Below are 23,797 nucleotides of genomic sequence, written 5' to 3' on the forward strand. Positions count from 1 at the left end.
GGGGCGGCGTCACTCGGGCGGTGACGCACGAGCGGTGTCACTCGGGGCGGGGCGGCGACCACTCGCCCTGCCCCCGGGGTCCGGCGTCGAGGGTGCGCAGCGACGGGCCCTGGGCGGCGAGGCACCGGAGCGGCTCGATGACCAGCACGACCCGTTCGGTGCGGATGCTCTCGGACGGGTAGCCGCGGCCCCGGTAGGCGTGGCTCAGCCGGTCCGCGTGCTGTCTGGCCGCGCTCCCGCCGACGACCTCGGTGACCGCCCCCCGCACTTCCAGGAAGCGGTGCGGGTCGTGCCCGTCGACGAGCAGCACGGTCACCCGGGAGTCCCGGAGGACGTTGCGGTACTTGGCGCGGTGGCGTTCGGTGTTCACCAGGAGCCGACCCGGCTCGTGGCCCACCCATACGACGTGACTCTGCGGATGTCCGTCCGGCAGCAGCGTCGTGAGCACGGCCAGGTGGGGCGGTCCCGTCAACTGGGCGGCGAGCGTGTCGAACGGTGCCTGTCGCGTCTCTGTCATGTCTGCTCCCGGTCCCAGCGTGCCGAGAGGCCCAGCACGCGGGCCATCTCCCTCTCGTACTCCTCGTAGCCGCGCCCCGTCCGCATGGCCACGGTGGTCTCCGCGTCCGCGCCGACGGCACGCCGCAGCGGGGGACGGGCGGCCTCCAGAAGTTCCGCCACGGCACACGCGACCTCCTCCGGGTCCGGTTCGTGGCCCGGCGGCTCCAGCTTCGGGAGCGCGGCACGGTACTCGTCGGCCAGTGGCCTGTAGGGGGACTCGGCGGGCAGGTGCGGGGCGCGTCCCTTGCGGTACAGCTCGCTGGGGTAGCGGCCCGGCTCCACGATCGAGACCGCGATGCCGAACGGCATCAGCTCCCACCGGAGGGATTCCGCGAGCCCTTCGAGCGCGAACTTGCTCGCGCAGTAGGCCGAGGCGAACGGCCGGGCAGCCAGCCCGACCAGGGAGCCGATGAAGACGATGCGCCCAGCGCGGCGGCGTCTCATGGCCGGCAGCACGGCGCGGGTCAGCCGGTACGTGCCCACGACGTTGGTCTCCAACTGCCACCGCAGCGCGTCCTCGTCCGTCGTCTCCACGGGTCCCGCGACCTCGACGCCGGCGTTGTGCACCACCGCGTCCAGCCCACCGGCCAGCTCCTCGGCCTCGGCCAGCCCGCTCGCCACCGTCACCGGATCCCGGATGTCCATGCGCACGATGTGCAAGGGCGTGCCGGTGCGGGCAGCGGCGGCCCGGAGTTCCTCCGCGGCCTCCGGCCGCCGTACGGTGGCCACGACCGTGTGGCCGCGGGCGGCCAGTCGCAGAGCGGTGTGCAGGCCGAGCCCGCTGCCGCACCCGGTGAGGAGCACCCGCAGGGTCACAGCGTCCCCTCGGGGGCGGGCAGGCCGACCAGCGCCGCACCCACATGTTCGTACGTCCGCTCGTTGCCGAGTGCGTGCTGGGTCGCGGTGAGCATGTCCCGCAGCCGCCGCTGCAAGGGGTGGCGGTCGTGCACCGCGCCGCCCGAGGCCGCGCGGAACAGGCTCAGGGCCACCTCCCGGCACACGTCCATCACATGCGCGAGCATGATGCGGAACGCGGCCCGCTGCTCCGTGCCGGGGAGGGTGCCCGCCTGAACGGTGTCCCACAGGTCGCCCACCGTGTCGTAGGCGTACGAGCGGGCGGCCGTGGTACGGGCGATGGCCTGGCCCAGCGCCTTCTGGAGGGCGGGCGACTCCCGCCGGGGGCGCCCGGAGCCCGGCTCCAGACCGCTCTCCAGCAGGGAGGTGAACTCCCGTACCGCACCACGGGCCGTGCCCAGGACGACCCCCGGCACCTTCGCCCGGTACATGACAGGACAGCGGTAGAGCGGATCGCTGCTCAGGGGGCGGTCGAAGCTGAAGGTGCGCTCCCTCGGCACCAGGGCTTCGTGGGCCGCGTAGCTGAAGCTGCCGCTGCCCTGCAACCCCAGGGCGTGCCAACTGTCCTCGTCGACGGTGCAGTCCGTGCGCGGCAGCAGGGCGACGATCCACCGGCCGGCCTGCTCGCCGTCGCGTACCCGGCAGCCGCTGGCCAGCCATCTGGCGTGCTTGCTGGCGCTCCCGAAGGGCCACCGGCCGCTCACCGTGTAGCCGTCGCCGGTACGCAGGGCGGTACCGGCGGGCTCGACGAAGCCCGCGGTGATGGCGTCCGGGTCGTCGGCGTACATCTCGGCGGCGACCCGTGGGTCGAGGAAGGAGGCGTAGTAGCCGCTGTCGGAGCCGATCATGGCGTACCAGCCGAGCGACGCGTCATGCTCGGCCAGGGACTCGACGGCCCGCAACTGCACGAGGGGGTCGGTCTGCATCCCGCCGAGGTCCGTCGCCAGGGCCATCCGGAAGACGCCGGTCCTGCGGAGCAGCGCCACGGCCGCGTCGGGGAGCACGTCGGCGGAGGGCGTTTCGAGGGACCTGTCCAGCTCGGGGAGAGCCTTCTCGATCGCCTGGAGCAACGGGTGCTGTGAGAGCTGTTCACTCAATCCGTTCATGGAGCTCCCTGTGAGGACGTTTACGGCCTCGTGGCGGGGACGGGCTGTCTCGCCGGCGAGACAGCCCGTCCCCGCCATCGGCCGACCGGTGGGGGCGGGATGGTCGTGCGGCCGCGGGCGGGAATCCGGGGTCGTTGGTCGAAGCCGGCCGCGGCGCACTCGTGAGACACGGAGTCCACTCCTTGTGCCCCGGCCCTGCTTTCGCCGACAGGTGAGGAATGCCCCTCGGCGGCGGGCAGTTCCCCGGCCGAGGGTAGCCCCAGGCCAAGGGAATCGGACCAGGGGGAGCGAATCCCGGAGGTATCGACTATCGTCGTGCGGAGCTGAATCCGCAGACGCAGCAGCAGAAGCAGCAGACGCATTCGCGGCTTCCCATTGCCTTCGGCCGCTTCCCGTTGTCATCGTCGCCCTCAAAGCAACGGAAGCGGCGCACGGCTACGCATTTCCCGCGCACCGATGAGAACGTGACACAGGTCTTGGCTGCTCTCAGCCGCCGTGTTTCCGCTCCGGCAGCACAATGCTGCCCTTCACTTCACGGACCGTGTGATGACAGTGAGCCATGGACCACTGGAACCGCCATTCCGCCCGCGCGACGCGAGAACACCGGCGTGGCCGGGCGGTGCCCGCGTGGCGGTCTGGCCGGTCGTCAACATCGAGCACTATCCGCAGGGCAGTCAAGGACCGGCGTTGCAGCCGCACTTGGCACACGGCCACGATATCGCCAACCACAACTGGCGCGACTACGGAAATCGCGCCGGGGTCTTCCGGCTCTTCACGCTCTTCGCGGAACTCGGCATCCCGGCGACGGCCGCGCTCAACGCCGAAATCTGCCTGCGCCACCCGGAGATCGTGGAGGAAGTCAAGGGGAACGACTGGGACGTGATGGCGCACGGCTGGGAGAACAGCACACGCCACAGCGACCTCTCTCCGCAGACCGAGGCCGAGGTGATCGAGCGGAGTCTCCGGGTGCTCCAGGACGGCACGGAACGCCCGGTGCGCGGATGGCTCACCCCGGGCTTCGCCGTGAGCGACCACACCTGGGACCTGCTGTCCGCCGCCGGTGTGCGCTACGTGGCGGACCTCGGTAACGACGACGTGCCCTACTGGTGGAAAAGGCCGGCGGGACGGCTGCTCGTTCTTCCGTACAGCATGGAAACGAATGACATCACGCTTTTCCTCAGTCTGCGGCAGACTCCCGCGCAGTTCGCCGACGCGCTCGTGGAACAGGTGAGGACGCTGGCGGCCGAGCCGCACGGCGGGCGCGTCGTCGCGCTGGGCCTGCACCCGTTCCTGGTGGGGCAGCCGGGAAGAATCGGTGCGCTGCGCCGCTGCCTCGAAGAAATCGCCGCCCTGCCGCATGTCCGGTGGACCACGGGTGCTGCCCTCTTCCGACACTTGTGTGAGGACGATCCTGGGTGAATACAGCAAAGAGTCTCGACATACTCGTCTCCGACGCCGACGAGAAGACCGTGCGTCCTTTCGGCACCTTGATCACCACGGATGTCGTCCAGGCCATGGACATCCCCTTCTATCCCGGCCGGGTCATCGAGGGCGGAGACATCGGATTCCGCTATCGCGGACGCGCGGCCTTACGGACCGCGCAGATCCTTCCCGACCCCGAGGTGGAAGTCCGCTGGCTCGAACGCCATTTGCATCTGACCCAGCTCTTCGTCACCCTGGGCGCGCCTTTCGTCATGGTGCTCACCCCGCCCAATCACGAGAACGACGCGAAACTGCCCGACCTCGACGCCGCACGCGCCCTGCGTTTCCCCGCCAACAGCGCATTTCTCCTCCACCTCGGCACCTGGCACGACTTTCCCATCGCGCTGGACCGGCCGGTCACCACCCTCATCGCCAATTCCGCCGAGGTGGTGGAGGCGCTGCGGACGGCGGAAGGGCCACGGGAACTCGACAGCGGCGACGTCCTCAAGGTGTCGCTGAGCGACCGGTTCGGGGTCACGTTGCGGCCCCTGTTGCGATGAGGGGCGCCCCGCCGGAGGACGTCGGCGCCGCGCTCGACCGGCTGGAGTCACTTGATCCCGGTATCAGGGCATTCATCGCCGAGCCGGGACGTCGGACCCGGGTGGCCGCCGAGTCCCGTCGGCAGGCCGCCTCGGACGGGCCGCTCGCCAGGGTCCCGGTCGCGGTCAAGGACGTCTTCCGGGCCGACGGGTTGCCCACCCGGGCCGGTTCCGCCCTGCCCGCCGCGCTCTTCGCCGGGCCCGAATCGACGGTGGTGCGCCGGGTCCGCGAGGCGGGCGGCGTCATCCTCGGCAAGACGCACCTGGACGAGTTCGGGTGCGCCGAGCCAGGGCCGACCCGCAACCCGCACGACCGGGCCCGGACGCCCGGCGGTTCGAGCGCCGGATCGGCGGCCGCGGTGGCCGCGGGCATCTGCTCCGTGGCGATCGGCGCACAGACCCAGCGCTCCGTCACCGCTCCGGCCGCCTACTGCGGCGTCGTCGGCTACAAACCCACCCACGGGCTGATCCCCTACGACGGCGTGCCCCTGGCACCGTCCGCCGACACCATCGGGATCCTCACCCGCGACATGGCCACCCTGACCACCGCAGCCGCCGCGCTCACCGGCGTCGTCGCCGCCCCCGGCCCGGCGCCCCGGCTCGCCGTACCCGACGGCTACCCGATGGAGCTGGTGCAGCCCGCCGCGCGCCGCGCGTTCACCGCGCTGCTCACCGCGCTCGAAGAGGCGGGCGCCCACGTCGTCACCGTGCCCGCCCCCTGGCAGGACGACGTGGAGAGCTGGCTGCGCACCTGTGACGACCTGATGCTCGGCGAACTCGCGGGCACCCACGCCGACTGGTACCCCCGGTACGCGCCGCGCTACAGGCCCCGCACAGCGGCGGCGATCGACGCGGGACGGGCCCTGCCCCGCGGACGGATCGAGGCGGCCCGCTCCCGGCTGCCCGTGATGCGGCGGCGGCTGGCCGCCGGACTGCGGGCGGCCGGCGCTGACTGCTGGGTGTGCCCTTCAGCGCTCGGCCCGGCGCCGCTCGGCTACGAGCACACCGGCGACATCGAGACGACCGTCTTCTGGTCATGGGCGGGCCTGCCCACCCTCAGCCTCCCGGCCGGCCGCGCCGTCCCCGCCGACGGCGGCCCGCCCATGCCCGTGGGGTTGCAGTGCGTGGCCCCGCACGGCCAGGACCCGGTGCTCCTGGCCGTCGCCGACTGGCTGGAGCGGAAGCTCGGCGACACGGCGGCGATACAGAGCGGACTTTCCCACGGAGGAGCCAACTGACGTGACCTCACCCCCGCCCCCGCCCTCGCCCCCGAGGCCGAGCCCGCCCCCACCCTGCCCCGACATCGGAACGCACGCCGAGCCGGGAAGAACGCCGGCTCCCGCCTCCGAAGCACGCGTCACCGCCCTCCTGGCCGACACGTCGGTCGTCATCCCCGTGAAGGACGACCCCCTGGTCGTCCAGTGCGTGGCGAGCGTCGACGAGGATGTGGAGATCGTCCTGGCCCTCAACGGCGCCGACGAGGCGACCCACCGCCGTATCCGGGCCCTGGACCGGCCGGTGCGGGTGGCCGAGATCGACGAACCGAACCTGGGCGCCGCGTACAACGCGGCCATCGACGCCGCGGGCAGACGCCATGTCCTGCTCATGGACTCCGACTGCGTCTTCCTCCCCGGCACCATCCGCGCCCTCGCCGAAGCGGTGGCCGACCACCCGGTGGTCAAGGGCAGGGTCCGGTTCCGCTCTGCGCGAGGGCGGCTCAGCCGCTGGATCGAGCAGTCCCGCTCCTTCCAGATCGCCGACCACGTCAACGCCTATTCACCGCCGCTCATCTACGACCGGGACATCGTGGACCGCATAGGCGGATACCACTACTCCGGCCTCATCCACTGGGAGGAGGACCGCGAATTCGACTTCCGGCTCCAGCTCGCCGGAATCCCCGTCGCCTACCTCCCGGACGCCGTCGTCGAACACGCCCCGCAGAGCGGACTGACCGATCTGCGCAGCGGACTGCGCTACGGGATCGGCGAGGGCATCGGACAGGAACTGGGCCTGTTCCCCACGCCCCGGATGCGGTGGCGGCTCGCGAACGACCTGGGCTCGATCGTCAGCATCGGCCGCCGCAAGGGCCCAGGGCCCGCCTTCTACCGCACCGCCTGGCTGACCAGTTACCACCTCGGCACCCTCTACCAGCACCTGCGCGACCCCTACGGAGTACGGCCGCACTACCCCCGCACCGCCCGGCGGGTCCGGGCCCACCCCGGTGTCCCCGGGCACTCCACCCTGCTCAGCGGCGAACAGCGGGCCCTGCTGCGGGCCTCCCACGAGCGCCAGGGCCGCCGCATCACCTCAGGGCCGCAGGGACGCGTGCCGTCCTGACGGCCCGCGCCGCCCTCTTCGAAGGCCCGCCCCGCCCGCCCCCGTCCCGCTCCCAGCCCACCAGAGTCCTGCCATGGAGGATGCCGTGCTCTCTCCCTCAGCCCCGTCGCGCCTCGCCGTCATCGGCTGCGGCGCCGCGGCCCGTGCGTGCCATCTGCCCGCGCTCGCGGAGGGCGGACCGTTCCGGCTGACCCACCTGGTCGACACCGTGCCCGCGCACACGCACCAGGCCGCCGACATCTACCGCGCCGCCTGCGCCACGGCCCGTACCGCACCTGGAGAAGTCGCCCTCGGCATGGAACCTGCGGACATCCTGCCGGAGATCGACGCCGCGATCATCGCCACGCCGCACGCCACCCACTTCCCCCTCGCCGACACGCTGCTGCGGGCGGGCAAGCACGTCCTGCTGGAGAAGCCCCTGGCCCTCACCACCGAGGACTGCGGGCGCATCGCCGCCGCCGCCCGGGCCGGGAAAGCCCTCGCCATGCCCGCACACGTGCGACGGCTCTTCCCCGCAGCCCCGTGGGTGCGCAGGACGCTGGCGGAGGGCAGGCTCGGCCGGGTGACCTCCGTGACCTGGCGGGAAGGGCACCCCTACGCGTGGCCGCTGCTGACCGGATTCATGTTCGCGCCGCCGGACGAGGGCGGCGGCGTCCTGCTGGACACCGGACCGCACGTGCTCGACCTGCTGCACCACTGGTTCCCCGGCCCGGCCGAGGTCGTCTCGTGCGCCCACAACGGCGGCACGGGCGCCGAGAGCGAGATACGGCTGCACGCGACCTTCGGCGGCACACCGTCGGAGATCCACCTCAGCAGGCTGCGCTCCCTCGGGGACACCTGCACCCTGCACGGGACCACGGCCGACCTGACGGTGAGCACCGGCTTCCCCGGCACGTACGAACTGCGGAACAGAGACGGCGCCCTGGTGGCGGAGGGCGCCATCCCGTTGGAGCCGCCGGCCCGCGACACCTGGGTGGGACTGTTCAGCGGCCAGCTCGAACAGTTCGCCGGAGCCATCGCCAGGCACACCGGAACACCCGGGGCGCCTGGCGACGACACGAGGTCGGCGGCCACCCTGGCCGAGGCCGAGACGGCCGTGCGGCTGCTGAGCGCCGCCCGCGACACCGCCCGCGACGCCGACGGCACCCCGCTGCCCCGGCCGGCCGAAGGCCCCCTTCCCGCCCCGCAGCACCCGCCGGGCCGGATCGCGGTGACGGGGGCCAGCGGCTTCATCGGCTCCCACCTCACCCAGCGGCTCGTCACCGGCGGCTCCACCGTGACCGCGGTCGTGCGCGACCTCGCCAAGCTGGCCCCGCTCTCCCACCTCGCCGGGCCGCGGCTCCGGCCGCACCGCGCCGACATCCGCGACGCCGACGCCCTCGCGGAGGCGTTCCGCGGCTGCGACACCGTGGTGCACACCGTCCACGGCGGCGAGGGCACCCCCGAGGAACAGTGGTCGGTGGGTGTCGACGGCACCCGCGCCGCCCTCGCCGCTGCCCGCCGCGCCGGGGTGCGCCGCTTCGTCCACGTCAGCACCGTCGCCGTCTACGACGACAAGGGCCGGAGCCGGATCGACGAGTCCACACCCCGCCTCGCGCACAACCCAGGGGCACGGGACTACGCACACCAGAAGCTCGCCGCCGAGGAACTGGTCCTCGCCTCCGGCAGCGACGGGCTGACGACGGCCGTCGTCCAGCCCACCGTCGTCTACGGGCCCGGCAGCCCGGCGTGGACCCTGACCCCGCTGCGCAGACTGCGCGAGGGCAGGACGGCCCTGCCCACGGGCGACGAGGGCGGCACGTGCAACGCCGTCCACGTCTCCGACGTCGCCGACGCGCTGATCGCCGCCGCCACCCGGCCAGCCCCCGAGCAGGCGCGGATGCTGGTGTCAGGACCCGCGACGCTGCCGTGGGGCCGGTTCTACGACGCGTACAGGGAACTGCTGGGCACCCCCGAAGCGGCGACCTCCGGCGCGCCCCCGGAGGAGTGGGAACGCGCCCTGTACGACAGCCACGCCACGGTCTCGACCGACGCCGTGACCGCCTTCGGCTGCCCGCCCCGCACCGACTTCCGCACCGGCTTCGCGCATACGGCGGCCTGGGCCCGCTGGGCGGGGATCGTCCAGTGAGCGGCCCGTACGGACCCGTGCCCGACGCCGGCACCGTGCTCGCCATCGCACCGCACCCGGACGACGAACTGATCGGCGCGGGCGGCTCGCTGCTCCTGCACGCGAAGGCGGGGCGACACGTCGCGGTCGTACACGTCGTCGGCCGGGAGCCGACCCTCACGGAGGAGCTGTCCGAGGAGCGGTACGCGGCCGAGATCGATCTCGCAGCGCGGCGGCTCGGCGTCGCGGAGCACTTCTGCCTCGACGCGCCCTCCCGCGACCTGCTGCCCCGTCGCGAACTGCGGATCGCGCTGGCCGCCGCCGTGCGACGGCTGCGCCCCGCCGTCGTGTACCTGCCGCACGCCGACGAGGGCGACCGGGAGCACCGGCTGGTGCACGAACTCGCCCGGGACGCCCTGTGGATGGCCGGCGCCGACTTCTTCCCCGAGGCGGGCCCGGAGCCCGCGCCCCCGCCCCGCCTGGTGCTGGCGTACGAGGTGTGGACCCCGATGCGGGAGTTCTCCCACGCGGTGGACATCTCCTCGGTCATGGCCGAGAAGGTGCACGCCATGCGGGCCTACGCCTCCCAGCTCCACCACGTGCCCTGGGACGAAGCGCTCGAAGGGCTGGCCCGCTACCGGGGAGCCGTCGCGCAAGGCGGCGGCCACGCCGAGGTGTTCGGCGTGCTGAACCTCGCCCAACAAGAGAGCCTGGCCCACCACGAGGGTCTGGCCCGGCACCGGGGATGACCGGCTCGCGGCCCGCCACGGCCCGCTGTGGTCCGCCGCGGTGCGCCCCGGCGGGCAGGATCCGGCTACGCCACCAGGCCCGTGACCGTACGGACGTGCTCCTCCGCCCAGCCGCGTACGGTCGCGGCGCGGAAGAGAGCGCGGCTGTACGTCCACGTCACGGTCAGCCGGTCGCCGGCGCCGGTGACCTCGCACTGCACTTCGAGCGGATGGGGACGGCGCCACTCCCCGTGGACGAACGGCCCGGTGTCCGCCTCCGGTATCCACCCCAGGAAGGGGCCCGTGGAGCCCAGGGGGCCCGGACGCCCGAGGAAGTCGAACGAGACCTCGGCGGACGGCAGCAGGCCGAGTGCCGTCGCCGCAGGGGAGGACCCGTACGTCCGCAGCGCGCCCCAGCCCAGGCCCCCGTGCGGGGGGCGGGGCCGCCGCAGGAACGCGGCGAGGCCGTCGGCCGTGTCCACACGTACCGGTACGGACGCGGTGAACCAGCCGGTCGTCCGGAGCAGGTCCACGTCGTCCGCGAGGGTGTGGCCCCTGCCGTGGTGCAGGGTGTCGATCCGTACCGCCCGGGTGCCGCCCGCCCCGGCCAGCACCCGGCCCAGCGCGTACAGCAGCACCTCGGCGGGCGGGCCCGGCGTCCGCCGCAGCAGCGCCCCGGCCACCTCACCGCCGATGGTCCGGACGACCTCGGCGGCCGAACCGGCGAGGTTGTCGCGGAGCGGGTCGGCCGCCGGCACGTCCGGCCGCAGGGGGCCCGTCGGTTCCCCCTGCCGCCCCCAGTACGCGGCCTCGGCCGCGGCGGCGCCGTGTGCGTGGCGCTCGACCGCCGCGATCCACTCGCGCAGCGACGTCCCTTCGGGCTCCAGTCGCGGCGAGCCGCTGTCGTAGGCCGCTGCGAGGTCGGCGGCGACGATGGACCAGGACAGCCGGTCGATGCCCATCTGGTGCGCGACGAGCAGGAGGCGGCCCGTACGGTGCGCGCCGCGCCGCAGGAGACGGGCCCGCAGGAGCCGGCCGCCTGCGAGGTCCAGCGAGCGGTGGAGGGCGCTGCCGGTGTGCCGTACCGCCTCCGCGACCTCGGCGGGACCCGCGTCAGGGGGCAGGTCGGTGACGTCCATGAGCGCGGCCCCGGGAACGGCCTCCACCGGCGTCACGCGTTGGCGGGGGCCGGGCCCCTCCGCCCTCGGGCCTCCCGCGTCCCCCGCGTCCTCGCGTACGGACAGCCGGAGCGAAGGGTGTGTCCGTACCACAGCGGCCAGCGCCCGGCCGAGTCGTGCCGGATCGGTTCCGGGGGCCGTGCGCAGCACCGCGTACTGGTTGTGGTGGTCGCGGTCCGGCGTCGGCAGCGTCAGCCCGTCGGCCTGGGACGGCGCCAGGGGGAACCACGCCGACACGGCCCCGCCGGGTGCCGGGCGCGGCCGTGACGAGCGGACGAGCGCGGCCAGTCGCCGGGGGGTGGTGTGTGCCAGCACGGCCGAGACGGGCAGGTCGTAGCCGGCCGCGCGGAACCGCTGTGCGATGTCCATCGCGGTGAGGGAATCGCCGCCCAGGACCAGCAGATCGGCGTCCGGGGCCGCGAGCGCGTGCAGCCCGAGGCAGTCCGTGAAGATCTCGCGCAGCGTCCGTTCGGCCGGGCCCGAAGGGCTCGCGGGGTGTGAGGGGCTGGAGGGGCTCGCAGGGCTCGCGGGCCTGGAGGAGCTTGGCGGACTTGAGGGGCCCGGGACGGTGGAGTGCCCGTTCTCCGTGGTCGCCGCCGCCAGTTCCCGCAGCCGGGCGACGTCCGCCTTCCCGTTCGCGGTCAGCGGCAGCTCCGGTACGTCCCGCAGCAGCACGGGCACCTGGTGCGGCGGTAACCGCTCGGCCAGCGCGGCGCGCAGCCCCGCGTGTCCGCCGCCCCCGGGGGCATCCGCACCCGGTCCTGGCCCGTCGGCCCCGTCGCGTACGAGGAAGGCCACCAGCCGGGGACCGGCCGGACCGGGAGCGGCGATCACCGCGGCGGCCCCGATACCGGGCATGGCCGCGAGCACCGCTTCCGTCTGCTGCGGCTCCACACGGTGCCCGCGGATCTTCACCTGCCGGTCGGCCCGGCCCACGAACCGCAGCGCGCCGTTCGGCTCCCTGACGACGAGGTCGCCGGAGCGGTACCGGCGCGTGGCGGCCGGGCCGCCGGGGGAGGGCAGGAAGCGTGCGGCGGTCTCGCGCGGTGCGCCGAGGTAGCCGTCCGCCAGCCCGGGCCCTCCGATGTGCAGCTCGCCAGGTACGCCGTCGGGCACCGGCGACCCGTCCGGGCCCAGGACGGCGAGGGCGCAGCTCGCCGCGGGCCCGCCCAGCGGAACGACGGCGGGCGCCCGGCGTACGTCCGGAACCGTGTAGACCGTGGCTATCTGCGTCTCCGTCGGCCCGTAGGCGTTGCGCAGCCGCCGTGCGGGTATCGTCGCGCACCAGTCGCGCAGCTCGGGGGTGAGCAGCAACTGGTCGCCGCCGCTCATCACCTCGCGCAGATGCGGTGCCTGACCGGCGCCGACGAGCCGGTGCAGGATCTGGGGCGGCAGCACCGCCCGTCCGACGCGGTGCGCCCGGAGCGCCGCCAGGAGCGCGCGGGGGTCGTGGCGCTCCTCCTGAGTGGCCACGACGACGGTGGAGCCCGCGCACAGGGTGGGGAAGATCTCCTGGGTGGAGGTGTCCCAGGACAGGGTGGAGAAGTGCAGCACCGGGCCGGAGAGGTCCGCGTCCGGGTCGGCCAGCAGCCAGTCGACGAGGTTGTCCAGCGACCGCCTGGGCATGATCACGCCCTTCGGCTCACCGGTGGAGCCGGAGGTGAAGAGTATGTAAGCGGGTGCCTCCGGCGCCGCGGTCCGCGCCGTTGGCGGGCCGGACGCCGACGGCGGGACGGAAGCCGGTGATGCGACGGATCCGTCCGGCACCCCCGCCCCGTCCGGTACCCTCGCCCCGTCCGGTACCCTCGCCCCGTCCGGCCCGCCGTCGTTCCGCAGCGTTAGCGGCCGTCCGGTCAGCGCGCGAGCGGCGTCCGCCGTGCTCCGGTCGGCGATGACCTGCCGGACACCGGCCCGGCGCATCAGCCGCCGGTTGTACTCCGCCGGATGACTCTCGTCCAGCGGCACGTAGGCCGCGCCCGCCCGGAGCACACCCATGACGGCGACGATGCTCGCCGTCGTACGGCCGCAGGCGAGCCCGACCATGCGCGGGCGCCCGTGCGCCTCCTCCCGGAGAGCCGCGGCGACGGCGGCCGAACGGGCCTCCAGCAGACCGTAGGTGAGGTCGCCGCCCGTTCCGGTCACGGCGAGCGCGTGCGGAGTGCGCCGCACCTGGCGCAGGAAACGCTGGATCAGATCCGGCGGGCTCACAGGAGCGCCCGCTGCCAGAGGTCACGGTGGCGGCGCAGATGGGGTGCGTCGGCCCGCTCGGTGATCTCCGGAGGGTTCTCGACGAGTTCGGCGAATCCGGGTACCCCCTGCGCGGCCCAGGTGTCCATGGTCCTGAACGTGACGGTCTGGCGCTCGGCCACGAGATCGATCAGGCCGACGCGGTCGTCCTCCGGCAGTCCGTACGCGTCGCAGAACAGCCGCAGCCTCCGGGGCACGTCCACCTCGGCCCAGCCGACGCTTCGGCAGTAGGCGGGGGTGTGCAGCGGAACGAGATACCACATCGCCTGGGCCAGATCCCAGGTACGGCCGGCCGGAGCGGCGAAGTCCCAGTCGATCAGCGCAGAGGGAAGGCCGTCGGAGTAGAGCAGATTATAATTGGCGATATCGTTGTGGCAGATGATTTCGCCGGTCCGGGGCGCGCCGACCATGAATCGCCAGCGGGCATTCTCCGGCGGCGTGAAATCGGCGACGGCGTCGTGGTATTCCCTGATGAGATGAGCCGCGGCCCGTAGCGCTTCGTCGGTCTGCCACGGTGCCCGGATGGGCGGATATCCCACCTCGCCGGGCAGATAGCTCAGGTACTCATAGCCTTTTTCCTCGTCCACGTCGAGGAGCCGCGGGGCGCGCGTGAAGCCGGATTTCGCCAGGTGGTCGAGGAGCGCGTGCACGGCGGGCGACCAGGGGCCGGTGCTGCGGCGAACACGGTTTCCCTGACGGACCACTTCGGTGAGGTGCCCGCCGTGCAGCGTTTCCTCCGCCCCGGGGGATTCCGGCTCGGGCCCGGGAGTGGTGGGATATCCGTCTCCGTGGTCATCGGGATGGCTGCGGCGATTTCTCGGCACGGTGGCTTTCCTCCGGCTGACGGTCAGGACTCCACCGGGCCCGGGCCCGGGCACGGGGTATGGGCACTCTCTTGGGCCGGCGTCATTTCTTGATAACGCGTTCCCCTCGGCCAGTCAACGCCGCGTTCTCCCTTGCGGCCGGACGTGCCGAAGGCCGACGTCGCCGGGTGGCCACCGGCCGCCCCGCTGCCCGCGGAGTCCGCGCCACACCTGATGATCACGCGATGGCCGTACCCGACCCCCGCCGGGCCCACAGCAAGAACGGGAAACCGGCCCGGGGCATCAGGAGCGATCGAACAACGTGACGACGCTCTGCGGTGCTTCCCCGCCGAAGAAGATTTCCAGGTTCTTCGCCGAGCGGTCGGCGGCGTCGCGACTACGTGGGAACAGCCGTTCTTCGTAGGCGGTGAGCGCGGCCTCGACGTCGGAGTGTTCAACCAGCTTGTTCGCCAGGTCCGCGCCGTCGTACATGGCGAGGTTCGCGCCCTCGCCCGCGAAGGGCGACATCAGATGCGCGGCGTCGCCGACGAGCGTCACTCCGGGCACCCTGTCCCATTTGAGCCCGACGGGAAGAGCGTGGATGGGTCGGAGCCACGGTTCCGTGTCGCTCTGTGTCACGAAGGCGGTGAGCAGTGGCGACCAGCCGTCGAACTCGTCGGCAAGTTGACGGAGGCCCGCGGACGGGTCGCCGAAGTCGATCGACCTCATCCACTCCTCGGGCTTGTTCAGCGCCACGTATCCGCGCACGTGCCCGTCGGCGTAGCGATGGGCGATGATGCCTTTGCCCGGCGCGACCGCCATCAGCGTGCCGCTGCCGGTCGCGGCCAGGCTCGCCCGGCCGTTCTGGCCGCCCGGGGCGAGGGCGATCTCGACGAAGCAGGTCCCGCTGTAGACGGGCCTGGCGGGAGTGAGCAGCGGACGCACCCTTGACCAGGCACCGTCCGCGCCGACGACGATGTCGGCGCGCGCGGCGGAACCTTCCGCGAAAGTGAGCTCGTAGCCGCCCTCCGCACAGCGCCGGACCGAGGCGAGCTTGTGACCCCACCTGATCGTCCCGGGCGCCAGCGAGTCGATGAGCAGGCGCCTGAGTTCGCCACGGTCCACCTCAGGACGGGCCGAACCGGGGTCCGCGGGCATGTCGAACAGAATCGTGCCGTGGCGGTCGACCACACGCTTGGCGTCCTCGCCCGGGCGGACCAGAGTGAGGAACTCGTCATAGAGACCAGCCGCGCGAAGCGCGACCTGGCCGGTCTCTTCGTGGATGTCGAGCAAGCCGCCTTGTGCACGGGTCGTCGCCGAAGCCTCACCCTCGTAGATCGTCGCGGCGACGCCGTGAGTCTGAAGCACCCGGGCGAGCGTCAGCCCGCCCAGTCCCGCTCCGACAATGCCGATGGTCTTCTGCACGCTGCGCTCCTCTGTCGCGTCGGCACGCGCCGACGATGGTCAGCGCCGAAAGCGGACGGGACGCCCGGTCTCGGCAAGGAGACGCTCACCGATCAGAACCATCTGCATCGATGTACGAGCGATGTTCGGCGGACGGACCTGCGGAACATCGTTTTTCGCGACGCCGCGACTATAACTTGGCCTCCGCCTCGCGGCGACCGGGGCCCCTCACGCTGTGACGTACGTACCCGCCACCTGAGGATGACGATCGACAGCCGAAGTACCGCGGTGCCGAGCGGACCGCCACTTCTATTCCCTTTTCTCGGGGGCGATCTCAATATCCTCGGCACGCCGAGAAACGTCACGGTGACCGGCGAGACGTATCTTTCGCGACTGCTCCAGCCCAATATGAGGCAGGTACACTGGGCGGCTTGCCGCTCGGAGATGCAGTGACCCGAAATGCGGCAGCGGAATGCGAAAAACGGGCAACGGAGTGTGAATTGACCTGGTACGCGGATCTCAGCCCCTATGAGTATTCCGCCGGTTCGGTCCCGGCCGGTGCCGAAGCGCTGAACGTCGGCTGGCTGGAGGCGCCGCACGAATTCCCGCGCGGAACGGTACCGCCGGAATTCGTCGAGGCCCTCGGCGTGCTGTGCAGGGACGACCGGCGTGAGGTGATGCGCGGCTGGCAGAACTGCACCTTCGAGCCGGGCCGGGACCCCTTCGACCCGCCGCCGAGCATCCAGGTCGGCGACCGGACGGTGCAGTTGGGCAACGGTGAGGTCCGGGTGACGACCCCGGACGGCCGCTGGCTCATCGCCCCGACCCTCGTGCACCACTACGTCACCGCGCACTTCTACCGTCCGCCCGAGGAGTTCATCGAGGCCGTCACCACCCGCCGCGCCGCGCCCGCCGGCGCCTGAGGGCCCATGACCGGCGCCTGGGGGCCCATGAGTCTGTGGGGCCTTTGACACGCGTCTGGCACCCGCGAGGGCCCGCCGCGCTCCAGGCGCTGGTGGGACGGCTGCGCAGGGCGCTGGAACGGGAGGGCCGGGCGTCGCGACCGCTGCTGAGGGGGAGCTCGGTTCGGGAGAGGGGCTTCGTCCGTCGCGCGTGCGGGACTCTCTCAGCTGTGAGGGGCCCGGTCCGGGGTGACCAGACGGCGTACGGCGTCGGTGATCGTTGTGCGCTGCTGGGCCGGAGGGACCAGCGAATTGACGTCCTCGGTGTGGTGCTGCCACATGTTCGCCAGTGCGAGCACGAGGGCCAGGATCTCCGCGGCCGGCTTGTCCCGCCGGACGGTGCCCCGCTGCTGGGCGGCCTCGATGGCGGCGATCTTGTCCTGCATCGAGCGGGCGATGGTGCCGGGCGTCGGCCGTCGGGTGCTTTCCAGCGCGTACCAGGTGAGGAAACGCATGACCCGGGGGTGCTGCTGCCCGGCGTCGTACAGGCGGCCGCCGTATTCGGGCAGGTCGTCGGCGTCGACGGGGACCGCGTTCACGGTCTGCTCGGCGATCGCCTCGTAGACGGCCTCGAACAGGCCCTCCTTCCCTGCGGCGAAGGAGTACACCAGGCCGGGGCTGATCCCGGCGCGTTTGGCGAGCCGGTCCACGCGGGATCCTGCCAGGCCGAACTCGGCGAACTCGGCGAGGGCGGCTGCCATCAACTGCTCGCGCTTGCGGTCGGGATCACGCGTTGCCATGACCACCACTCTCCCTTAATGAACGTTCATTTGACAACTTGGGTCACCCTCCGCATGCTGAGCGAAGTAAATGAACATTCATTTAGGAGGCTTGTCATGGTCCGCCACTGGACTCCCGCCGACATCCCCGACCTCAACGGCCTGACCGCACTGATCACGGGCGCCAACAGCGGCATCGGCTACCGCACCGCCCAGGTCCTGGCGGAACACGGCGCCCGCGTCCTGCTCGCGGGCCGGCGCCCCGACTCCCTGGCGGACGCCGCCCGCCGCCTGCGCACGGACGTGCCCGGTGCCCGCTCGGAGACGGTGGAACTCGACCTCGGCGACCTGACCGCGGTCCGTGAGGCGGCCGCCCCGCTCGCCGCGGGCGAGACCCTTGACCTCCTCATCAACAACGCCGGCGTGATGGATGTCCCGGAGCGCCGGCTCACCCGCGATGGCCTCGAACTCACGGTAGGCACCAACCACCTCGGCCACTTCGCGCTCACCGCGCACCTGATGCCGGCCCTGCGGCGCTCCTCGGCTGCCCGCGTCGTCACGGTCAGCGCCCTCGCCGCCGCCTGGCGCTCCGGCGATCTCGATGACCTGATGAGCGAGCGCGGCTACCGCCCGATGAGCGCGTACGCCAAGTCCAAGCGCGCCAACGTCGTCTTCACCCAGGAACTCGCCCGCCGGCTTGCCGGCAGTACGCACCGCGCCGTGGCCGTCCATCCGGGCTCGGCCGTCACCAACCTGCAACGCCACACCTCCACCAGCCGGACGGGACGCCTGCTCGTGGCCCTCGCCTCCCGCACGCTGATGGGCTCTGCCGACGGCGCGGCCTGGCCGTCCCTGTACGCGGCAACCCACCCCGCGGTCGCCAGCGGGTCCTATCTCGGCCCGGCCGGACGCGACCAGACCTCCGGCGCACCCAAGGCGGTCCGGCTGCCCGCCGGAGCCGACGACCCCGAGCTGGGCGCCTGGCTGTGGCAGGAGAGCGAGCGGCTGACCAACGTCACCTTCCCGGTCCCGCAGACGTGACCTCGCCCTGAGGGAAAGGGGCCCATCACGCTGGGGGCCTGTTGATCAAGTCCATCATTCGAGTCTGTCACCTGGGCTTTCTGTCCGGTCGGGACTGCTGTTGGTCATGCGTTGGTCACGTGACAGCGATGGCAGTCCTTCGTGCGCTCTGTGCCTATGGCGTCGTCAGTGGGGGCAGGGGAAGCGTCTTCGCTGGTGAAGCGCAGGGCGGTCCCCTGCGTTGATTTCGCGGATCTTGGGGTAGCCGATGCGGACTTCGATGGTCTTGGCGCCGCTGGCGATCAGGTCGGGAGAAGCACCGCGTCCGAGGCAATCGTCAAGGACGCCGTCACCCTTGAGGCGGCAATCTCGCAGGATCTTCCAGCACTTCATGCGGGCGAAGACGTTGCCGGGCAGCGGCCGACCGATGACCACGAGCCGGGTATCGGCGTCGACGACGACCTGGTGGTTCGTGGAGTACCGATAGTTCTGCGACTGCTCGGCTACCGAGTGGCCGCGGGTGGGCACCAGGGTGCCGTCCACGATCAGCACGGTGCCCTGGCGGAACCGCTGTCTCTGTTGGAGGGCGAGCTTGGGCCCGAGATGGTCGATCGCCTGCGAGTCGCTGGTTCGGCGCCTCGACGCGCTGAACGCCACGTGGTCACGCCCAACCAGATGAGATAGATGCCGCCCACGAGCTTCACCACGGTGAGCGCGCGAGCCGACGACATGACCAGGGCGGACAGGCCCACCGCAGCGAACGTCGCGTGGACCAGGAGCCCGCATGCCGAGCCCAAGGCGGCGCGTGCACCGTCGGACCGCGAGCTCGTGATCACCTGCTGCGTGACCAGCGTGAAGCTCGTGCCGGGAATCAATGTCAGGGGTGTGACTGCGGCCACGAAGCCGAGTACCAGATACCACTGCACACAACGAGCCTACGCAACAGGCGTACGCCAAACCTCCAGCTTCCCGGCCGAGTTGGAGACGAGACCGATCAGGACGCCCCGTGCCCCGAACTGACAAGAAGATCGTTTACGGGTCAACCCTTGGACAGCGGTGCATCCAGGGCCAGCTGCGGGGATGGCGCCGGTGACGTAGCCCGCGCGGTCCGAGGCGAGGAAGAGGATCACCTCGGCGATCTCGCGCGGGCTCGCGAGTCGGTCGGGCACGGTGGTCTTCGCGACCTGCTCGGCGCCTTCCGCACTCACGGCGGCCCAAGTATTCGCAAAGAGCCAGTGCGGCGTCAGGCAACCTTCGCCCTGCCGACCACCACGCGTAGGTGTTCGTCGCAAGCTGCCCGGCGGCATGATCGCCTGCTAAGGCCGGCCTCGTGACGGGTTGCGGCACGTGTGGTGTCTGCGGTCGTGGGAGGAGCCTCTCGACGTAGGGGCAGGGCGTGGCGGTGGTCCATCTATGGTGCGCGGGATCGCCGGTCAGAACCAGCGAGAGCGACGCGCGCCCGCATCTGTGGCGCCGTGACCGAGGCCGCGGAAGAGCGCTGTGATGTCCTCGGCCAGTAGGCCGGGTTCCTCATGGGCGGCGAAGTGGCCGCCGCGAGGCATGCGGGTGTAGCGCGTGACGTTGTACGTGCGCTCGGCCCAACTGCGCGGCGGGCGGCTCAGGTCGGCGGGGAACAGGGCGATGGCCGTGGGCACGTCCACTCGTTCCACGCGCCGGGTCAGGCCGTGGGCGTATTCGTAATAGGGGCGTAGCGAGGTGGCGGCCGTGTTCGTGAACCAGTAGAGGGACGCCTGGGTGAGCAGGTAGTCGTCGCTGAAGCGCGAGGACAGGTCTCCCCCGCAGTCGCTCCACGCGCGGTACTTCTCCACGATCCAGGACAGCAGACCGGCGGGCGAGTCGGTCAGAGCGGGGGCGAGGGTGAGGGGGCGGGTGTTCTGCTGGTGCATGTAGCCGCCTTCCTCCGCCTGCCAGGTGGCGACGGCGGCGAGGTACGCCTCTTCCTCGGGGGTGAGCCCGGACGGGTCGTACGCGGCCGGGGACGCCACCGCGAGCAGGTGGATGCCGACGACCGCCTCGGGGTGTGCCTCGGCCAGCCGTGACGTGATGCCCGCGCCGAGGTCTCCGCCGTGCGCCGCGTAGCGCTCGAAGCCGAGGACGTCGTGCATCAGGCGGTGCCACAGCTCGTGGGTCTGCTCGGCCGCTGCGTCGGTACCCGCTTCGGCCAGTGCGGGCCGCTGGGGCGAGAAGGCGAACCCGGGCAGCGAGGGGACGATCACGGTGAAGGCGTCCGCGGGACGCCCGCCGTACCGGGACGGATGGGCCAGCCGTTCGGCGAGCGCGGTCAGTTCGAGGAACGAGCTGGGCCAGCCGTGGGTGAGGACGAGAGGCAGCGCGTCAGGCCGCTCGCCGTCGTAGCGGCAGTAGTGGACGGGTGTGCCCTCGATGTCGGCGAAGTGGGAAGGCAGGGCATTGACGGCGGTCTCGTGGTGGCGCCAGTCGTATCCGTCGGCCCAGTAGGCGACGAGGCGGCGGAGTTCGGCGGTGTCGGTGCCCGCCGCCCAGCCCTCGATCGGCCAGGGCCGCGGCCAACGGGTGGACCGCAACCGGGCGCGAAGGTCGTACAGTTCGGCGTCACTGACTGAGATCACGGGAGTGTCGGTGGTCATGGGGGTTCGGTTCTCCTTGCTGTGCGGTGAAGTGTTGTGCCGCGCGGTGAGAATGGGTGCGGCGGCTCAGACGGCGTCGGCCGACTCGTCGCGCGCGGTCTGCGGGGCGGCCGCGGCCGGTCCTGGGTGAGGCGTCGGTGGAGCGGCGGTACGGGCCGCGCCCGCCAGAGTGAGGGACGTCGCCATGAGGGCGGCGACGACCAGCAGTGCCGGGGCGAGGGCCGTCCGGTCGGCGAGGAATCCGATGAGTGGCGGACCGTAGAGGAAGCCGCAGTATCCGATCGACGTGATCACTCCGACCCGGACGGTGGTCTGCGCGGGATCGTCAGAACCTGCGCTCAGGCCGACGGGAAGTCCGAGCGCCGCGCCGGCTCCCCAGAGCAGCACGCCGGCGAACGCAGTGGCGCCCACAGGGCGAACCCGTAGGCCACCGCGCCCAGTCCGATACCGACGAGCCCGGCCACCGCGGCGACGGTCCGCCGCGGTCCGACCCTTTTGACGACAGGTCCGGCCAGCGGCAGCACCACCACCCCGCCGACGGCGATCACCAGCAGCATCAGACCCACCGACGCCGCGTCCAGGTTCAGCTGTTCGCGGATCTGCGGCAGCCGGGACACCCAGGTCGCTCCGGCCAGGCCCAGGGTGGCGAAGACCAGGGACGTCGCCCGCAAGGCGGCCGCAGTCGCACGCGAAGACGGGTCCTCGGCATCGGCGTTCACGTCGCTGATCTGGGATTCGGGGGGAGGGTCTGCTCGATGGCCGCCCGCGTCGCCTCGCGCGGTTCCGGCTCCGGCGAGAGCAGCGCGTGCATGATCATCCCTTCCAGCAGGGCGTCCAGCCGAGCGGCGGTATCCGCTCCGGTGAACCGGGCCAGCACCGCGCGGCTGGCCCGCGTCCATTCATGGGTCAGCGTGCGCAGAGCGGGATCCCGCAGCGCGGCCAGATGCAGCTCGAACCCGAGGACCGCGCTGTGCCGCCTGGACGGACCGCCCTGGACGAGTTCGACCAGGACATCGATCAGATCCTCGTCCGTCTCCACCTCGGTGAAGAGGGCCTCGAACTGGGCGGTCCGTTGGTCGACGTACCAGACGAACGCCTGCGTCCGCAGTTCGGCGAGGCTCGCGAAGTGGTACGTGACCGAGCCCAGCGGCACGTCGGCGCCGGAGGCCACCTTGCGATGCGTGAGACCGGCGACCCCGTCCGCGACCAGCACGTCGAGCGCTGCATCCAGGATGCGTGTCCTGCGCCGCGGATCATGCCGCCGCGCCCGGCGTTCCTCGCGGCCTGCGTTGTCTTGCCCCTTGAGGGCATCCGTCCCATCCATAAGAACAAACGTACACTACGAAAAGAACATCTGTTCTTAATGGGATCTCGCTCGGGGCCTCCTGGCTCGGGGCCTCCTGGGTGGATCGGGTCGTGTGGCAGCTGCGTCAGCGAGCGGAAGGTCAGCCGAGTCCGGCGGCGCGGGCGGTGACCGCTCGCATGGCGCAGTCCTCGTTTTCAGTACCGTCGGCGGCTGACGGCCGGCGCTCTGCCCCCGTCGGCCAAGGCCGGCAGCATGACCGTTCGCCGAGAGCGTGATGACGCGCAGGCGTCCCGGCCGCCGGCCCGGGTGGACAACAGGGCGACGTCGACCGTCGTCCACCCATGCCGGCAGCCTCGGCATCGACGTCCACCCCGTCCAACGCTCGCACGGCACGGGAGGTTTCACGGTGCTGGGCCGGTGCTGGGCCATCGAGCACAGCGCCGGCCCGCTCATCCGCCACCGCCGCATCGCCCGTGAGAACATCCCGAACCGGCATGGACCTCACCCGAGGACCAGACACCGGCCAGCGGAAAACACCTGGTCCGACACTGCGGACAAGATCAGTGACCCGCGTGGTGCCCGGGGGCTTGGACCCGCAGCATGATCAACAACGCGGAGGCGAGCAACACGACACCGGAGATGGTGAATACGGTGGTGACGTCGCCGAAACCGAACATCACACCGCCCGCCGCGGCCCCGCCGGCGATGGCGGACTGCACACCCACCACCACGAGTCCGCCCGCGCTCTCCGCATGGTCGGGCACCATGCGAGACGCCCAGTTCGACCAAGCCACTGACACCCCGCCGAAGGCCAGACCCCAGAGGATCACCAGAGCCACATAACCGGCCTGCCCGGCCGGAAGCAGCGCCAGGCCCAGCGCCGCACCGCCCATCAGTGCCGGGGCCAGCACCAGCGTCAGACGCAGGCTGAGCTGCAGGAGCCAGCCGGCCACCAGCGTGCCCGCGAAGTTCGCCACTCCGAAGACGAACAGCAGCAGTGCCAGCTTGTCGGCGTCGACCCCCACCACGTTCTCCAGCGCGGGCCGGATATAGGTGAACAGCGCGTAGTGCCCTACGTGAACCAGCAGCATCCCCACGATCCCCAACCCGAAGCCCGGGCGTCGCAGCACGTCCCACAGCGTGCCCAGCCGTGCCGAGCCATGGGGCGCCATCCGGGGCAGCGTGAACCACTGGAACACCAGCGTCAGCACCCCAAGCACGGCCGCCGCGACGAAGGTGCTGCGCCAGCCGGACAGCTCGCCGAGGTAGCTGCCCACCGGCACCGCCACGATGGTCGCCACCGCGATGCCGCTGAAAATGATCGACACCGCGCGCGGCACCGAGGCCGCGGGCACCAGGCGCATCGCCACCGCCGCCGCCATGCTCCAGAAGCCGCCGAGTGCGATACCCAGCAGAATGCGCATGAGCAACAGCATCGCCACGTTGGCGGCCACGGCCACCAGAACATTGGACACGGTCAGCAAAACCGTGAAACCGAGCAGCACGGTCCTTCGGTCGACTTTCCGGGTCAGGCTTGCCGTCAGCAATCCGGAAAGCATTGCCGCCACCGCCGTGACAGTCACTGCCTGTCCGGCCAACGCTTCCGATATTCCGAGGTCGGCGGCCATCGGAGTCAACAAGCTGGCCGGCAGGTATTCCGCCGTCAGCAATCCGAACACACCGACCGCCAAGGAGAACACCGCAGCCCAGGACGAGGTGGCCGGTTCGGACGCTTTCCGTTCCTTATCGGCCGCAGTCTCGGGACCCGTATCGGGCGCGTTGCGGCACACGTCGCTGCTCAATTTTTACTTCTCCTGCA

22 protein-coding genes and 1 pseudogene are annotated in these 23,797 nt (G+C 71.8%); 8 read left to right on the top strand and 15 right to left on the bottom strand.

Translation table 11 applies throughout. The annotated features are described in order from the left end of the window. Window positions 1–37 precede the first annotated feature (37 nt). From ACYVOO_RS13630 to ACYVOO_RS13640, 3 genes are read right to left on the bottom strand one after another with little or no spacing between them, the layout of a single operon-like run. Complete coding sequence (locus ACYVOO_RS13630) at window positions 38–517, bottom strand: PPOX class F420-dependent oxidoreductase (RefSeq protein WP_461015935.1); 480 nt, start codon at window positions 515–517, stop codon at window positions 38–40. Then, a complete protein-coding gene (locus ACYVOO_RS13635; RefSeq protein ID WP_461015936.1) occupies window positions 514–1,374 on the bottom strand; it encodes an SDR family oxidoreductase in 861 nt (286 codons plus the stop codon). The genes ACYVOO_RS13630 and ACYVOO_RS13635 overlap by 4 nt, the downstream gene beginning before the upstream one ends. Beyond that, window positions 1,371–2,519 carry an acyl-CoA dehydrogenase family protein gene (locus ACYVOO_RS13640; RefSeq protein ID WP_461015937.1) on the bottom strand — a complete coding sequence of 383 codons (1,149 nt, stop codon included), beginning with the start codon at window positions 2,517–2,519 and terminating at the stop codon, window positions 1,371–1,373. Before ACYVOO_RS13640 ends, ACYVOO_RS13635 begins: the two co-directional genes overlap by 4 nt. 627 nt (window positions 2,520–3,146) lie before the next feature. On the opposite strand from ACYVOO_RS13640, the gene ACYVOO_RS13645 reads away from it, so the two are divergent. From ACYVOO_RS13645 to ACYVOO_RS13670, 6 genes are all read left to right on the top strand, one after another. Next, a complete protein-coding gene (locus ACYVOO_RS13645) occupies window positions 3,147–3,938 on the top strand; it encodes a polysaccharide deacetylase family protein (protein WP_461015938.1) in 792 nt (263 codons plus the stop codon). Beyond that, on the top strand, window positions 3,935–4,501 hold the full coding sequence (locus ACYVOO_RS13650; protein ID WP_453344936.1) for an ureidoglycolate lyase: 567 nt from the start codon (window positions 3,935–3,937) through the stop codon (window positions 4,499–4,501). The genes ACYVOO_RS13645 and ACYVOO_RS13650 overlap by 4 nt, the downstream gene beginning before the upstream one ends. Further along, window positions 4,498–5,778 (top strand): amidase, encoded by a 1,281-nt coding sequence (locus ACYVOO_RS13655; RefSeq protein WP_461015939.1) that lies wholly within the window; start codon window positions 4,498–4,500, stop codon window positions 5,776–5,778. Before ACYVOO_RS13650 ends, ACYVOO_RS13655 begins: the two co-directional genes overlap by 4 nt. Window position 5,779: 1 nt before the next feature. Continuing rightward, a complete protein-coding gene (locus ACYVOO_RS13660) occupies window positions 5,780–6,877 on the top strand; it encodes a glycosyltransferase family 2 protein (RefSeq protein WP_461015940.1) in 1,098 nt (365 codons plus the stop codon). Window positions 6,878–6,962: 85 nt separating this feature from the next. Beyond that, window positions 6,963–9,005 carry an NAD-dependent epimerase/dehydratase family protein gene (locus ACYVOO_RS13665; protein ID WP_461015941.1) on the top strand — a complete coding sequence of 681 codons (2,043 nt, stop codon included), beginning with the start codon at window positions 6,963–6,965 and terminating at the stop codon, window positions 9,003–9,005. After that, on the top strand, window positions 9,002–9,733 hold the full coding sequence (locus ACYVOO_RS13670) for a PIG-L deacetylase family protein (protein WP_461015942.1): 732 nt from the start codon (window positions 9,002–9,004) through the stop codon (window positions 9,731–9,733). The genes ACYVOO_RS13665 and ACYVOO_RS13670 overlap by 4 nt, the downstream gene beginning before the upstream one ends. A gap of 65 nt (window positions 9,734–9,798) precedes the next feature. Here ACYVOO_RS13670 and ACYVOO_RS13675 read toward each other — a convergent pair whose 3' ends face one another. The 3 genes from ACYVOO_RS13675 to ACYVOO_RS13685 all read right to left on the bottom strand — a co-directional run bounded on the left by ACYVOO_RS13675 (window position 9,799) and on the right by ACYVOO_RS13685 (window position 15,365). Beyond that, the gene (locus ACYVOO_RS13675) at window positions 9,799–13,098 is read right to left on the bottom strand and encodes an amino acid adenylation domain-containing protein (RefSeq protein WP_461015943.1); all 3,300 of its coding nucleotides are present in this window, start codon (window positions 13,096–13,098) and stop codon (window positions 9,799–9,801) included. Further along, the gene (locus ACYVOO_RS13680) at window positions 13,095–13,961 is read right to left on the bottom strand and encodes a phosphotransferase (RefSeq protein WP_461015944.1); all 867 of its coding nucleotides are present in this window, start codon (window positions 13,959–13,961) and stop codon (window positions 13,095–13,097) included. Before ACYVOO_RS13680 ends, ACYVOO_RS13675 begins: the two co-directional genes overlap by 4 nt. Before the next feature lie 282 nt (window positions 13,962–14,243). After that, window positions 14,244–15,365, bottom strand: coding sequence for an FAD-dependent oxidoreductase (locus tag ACYVOO_RS13685; RefSeq protein ID WP_461015945.1), 1,122 nt, complete (start codon window positions 15,363–15,365; stop codon window positions 14,244–14,246). A 479-nt stretch (window positions 15,366–15,844) separates the two neighbouring features. On the opposite strand from ACYVOO_RS13685, the gene ACYVOO_RS13690 reads away from it, so the two are divergent. Continuing rightward, on the top strand, window positions 15,845–16,267 hold the full coding sequence (locus ACYVOO_RS13690) for a DUF7919 family protein (protein WP_461015946.1): 423 nt from the start codon (window positions 15,845–15,847) through the stop codon (window positions 16,265–16,267). Between the two features lie 203 nt (window positions 16,268–16,470). On the opposite strand, the gene ACYVOO_RS13695 is transcribed toward ACYVOO_RS13690, so the two are convergent. After that, window positions 16,471–17,046: a TetR family transcriptional regulator gene (locus tag ACYVOO_RS13695; RefSeq protein WP_461015947.1), complete on the bottom strand. Its 576-nt coding sequence runs from the start codon at window positions 17,044–17,046 to the stop codon at window positions 16,471–16,473. 96 nt (window positions 17,047–17,142) lie between these two features. Here ACYVOO_RS13695 and ACYVOO_RS13700 point away from each other — a divergent pair, with 96 nt between their 5' ends. Further along, the gene (locus tag ACYVOO_RS13700) at window positions 17,143–18,066 is read left to right on the top strand and encodes an oxidoreductase (RefSeq protein WP_461015948.1); all 924 of its coding nucleotides are present in this window, start codon (window positions 17,143–17,145) and stop codon (window positions 18,064–18,066) included. 165 nt (window positions 18,067–18,231) lie between these two features. On the opposite strand, the pseudogene ACYVOO_RS13705 reads toward ACYVOO_RS13700, so the two are convergent. The 8 genes and pseudogenes from ACYVOO_RS13705 to ACYVOO_RS13740 form a co-directional block, all read right to left on the bottom strand. Then, window positions 18,232–18,678 (bottom strand): annotated as a pseudogene (locus tag ACYVOO_RS13705) (hypothetical protein); the annotation flags it as partial. After that, window positions 18,591–18,971, bottom strand: a complete 381-nt coding sequence (locus tag ACYVOO_RS13710; RefSeq protein ID WP_461015949.1) for a LysE family translocator — start codon at window positions 18,969–18,971, stop codon at window positions 18,591–18,593. The pseudogene ACYVOO_RS13705 and the gene ACYVOO_RS13710, both read right to left, overlap by 88 nt. Window positions 18,972–18,980: 9 nt before the next feature. Beyond that, window positions 18,981–19,253: an SDR family oxidoreductase gene (locus ACYVOO_RS13715; protein WP_461015950.1), complete on the bottom strand. Its 273-nt coding sequence runs from the start codon at window positions 19,251–19,253 to the stop codon at window positions 18,981–18,983. Window positions 19,254–19,478: 225 nt separating this feature from the next. Beyond that, window positions 19,479–20,672: an epoxide hydrolase family protein gene (locus tag ACYVOO_RS13720; RefSeq protein ID WP_461015951.1), complete on the bottom strand. Its 1,194-nt coding sequence runs from the start codon at window positions 20,670–20,672 to the stop codon at window positions 19,479–19,481. A 66-nt stretch (window positions 20,673–20,738) separates the two neighbouring features. Then, window positions 20,739–20,966, bottom strand: coding sequence for a hypothetical protein (locus ACYVOO_RS13725; protein ID WP_461015952.1), 228 nt, complete (start codon window positions 20,964–20,966; stop codon window positions 20,739–20,741). Between the two features lie 44 nt (window positions 20,967–21,010). After that, a complete protein-coding gene (locus ACYVOO_RS13730) occupies window positions 21,011–21,343 on the bottom strand; it encodes a hypothetical protein (RefSeq protein WP_461015953.1) in 333 nt (110 codons plus the stop codon). A 44-nt stretch (window positions 21,344–21,387) separates the two neighbouring features. Then, entirely contained in the window at window positions 21,388–21,996 is a 609-nt protein-coding gene (locus tag ACYVOO_RS13735; RefSeq protein WP_461015954.1) for a TetR/AcrR family transcriptional regulator, read from the bottom strand. A 542-nt stretch (window positions 21,997–22,538) separates the two neighbouring features. Next, on the bottom strand, window positions 22,539–23,780 hold the full coding sequence (locus tag ACYVOO_RS13740; RefSeq protein WP_461015955.1) for an MFS transporter: 1,242 nt from the start codon (window positions 23,778–23,780) through the stop codon (window positions 22,539–22,541). Between the last annotated feature and the right edge of the window lie 17 nt (window positions 23,781–23,797).

Source organism: Streptomyces daliensis, from assembly GCF_054782395.1.

What these genes read in the sequence shown, in the direction of transcription:
- ACYVOO_RS13630 (WP_461015935.1), bottom strand. Translation starts at nt 517, where the DNA reads ATGACAGAGACGCGACAGGCACCGTTCGACACGCTCGCCGCCCAGTTG.
- ACYVOO_RS13640 (WP_461015937.1), bottom strand. Translation starts at nt 2,519, where the DNA reads ATGAACGGATTGAGTGAACAGCTCTCACAGCACCCGTTGCTCCAGGCG.
- ACYVOO_RS13655 (WP_461015939.1), top strand. Translation starts at nt 4,498, where the DNA reads ATGAGGGGCGCCCCGCCGGAGGACGTCGGCGCCGCGCTCGACCGGCTG.
- ACYVOO_RS13695 (WP_461015947.1), bottom strand. Translation starts at nt 17,046, where the DNA reads ATGGCAACGCGTGATCCCGACCGCAAGCGCGAGCAGTTGATGGCAGCC.
- ACYVOO_RS13700 (WP_461015948.1), top strand. Translation starts at nt 17,143, where the DNA reads ATGGTCCGCCACTGGACTCCCGCCGACATCCCCGACCTCAACGGCCTG.
- ACYVOO_RS13720 (WP_461015951.1), bottom strand. Translation starts at nt 20,672, where the DNA reads ATGACCACCGACACTCCCGTGATCTCAGTCAGTGACGCCGAACTGTAC.
- ACYVOO_RS13735 (WP_461015954.1), bottom strand. Translation starts at nt 21,996, where the DNA reads ATGGATGGGACGGATGCCCTCAAGGGGCAAGACAACGCAGGCCGCGAG.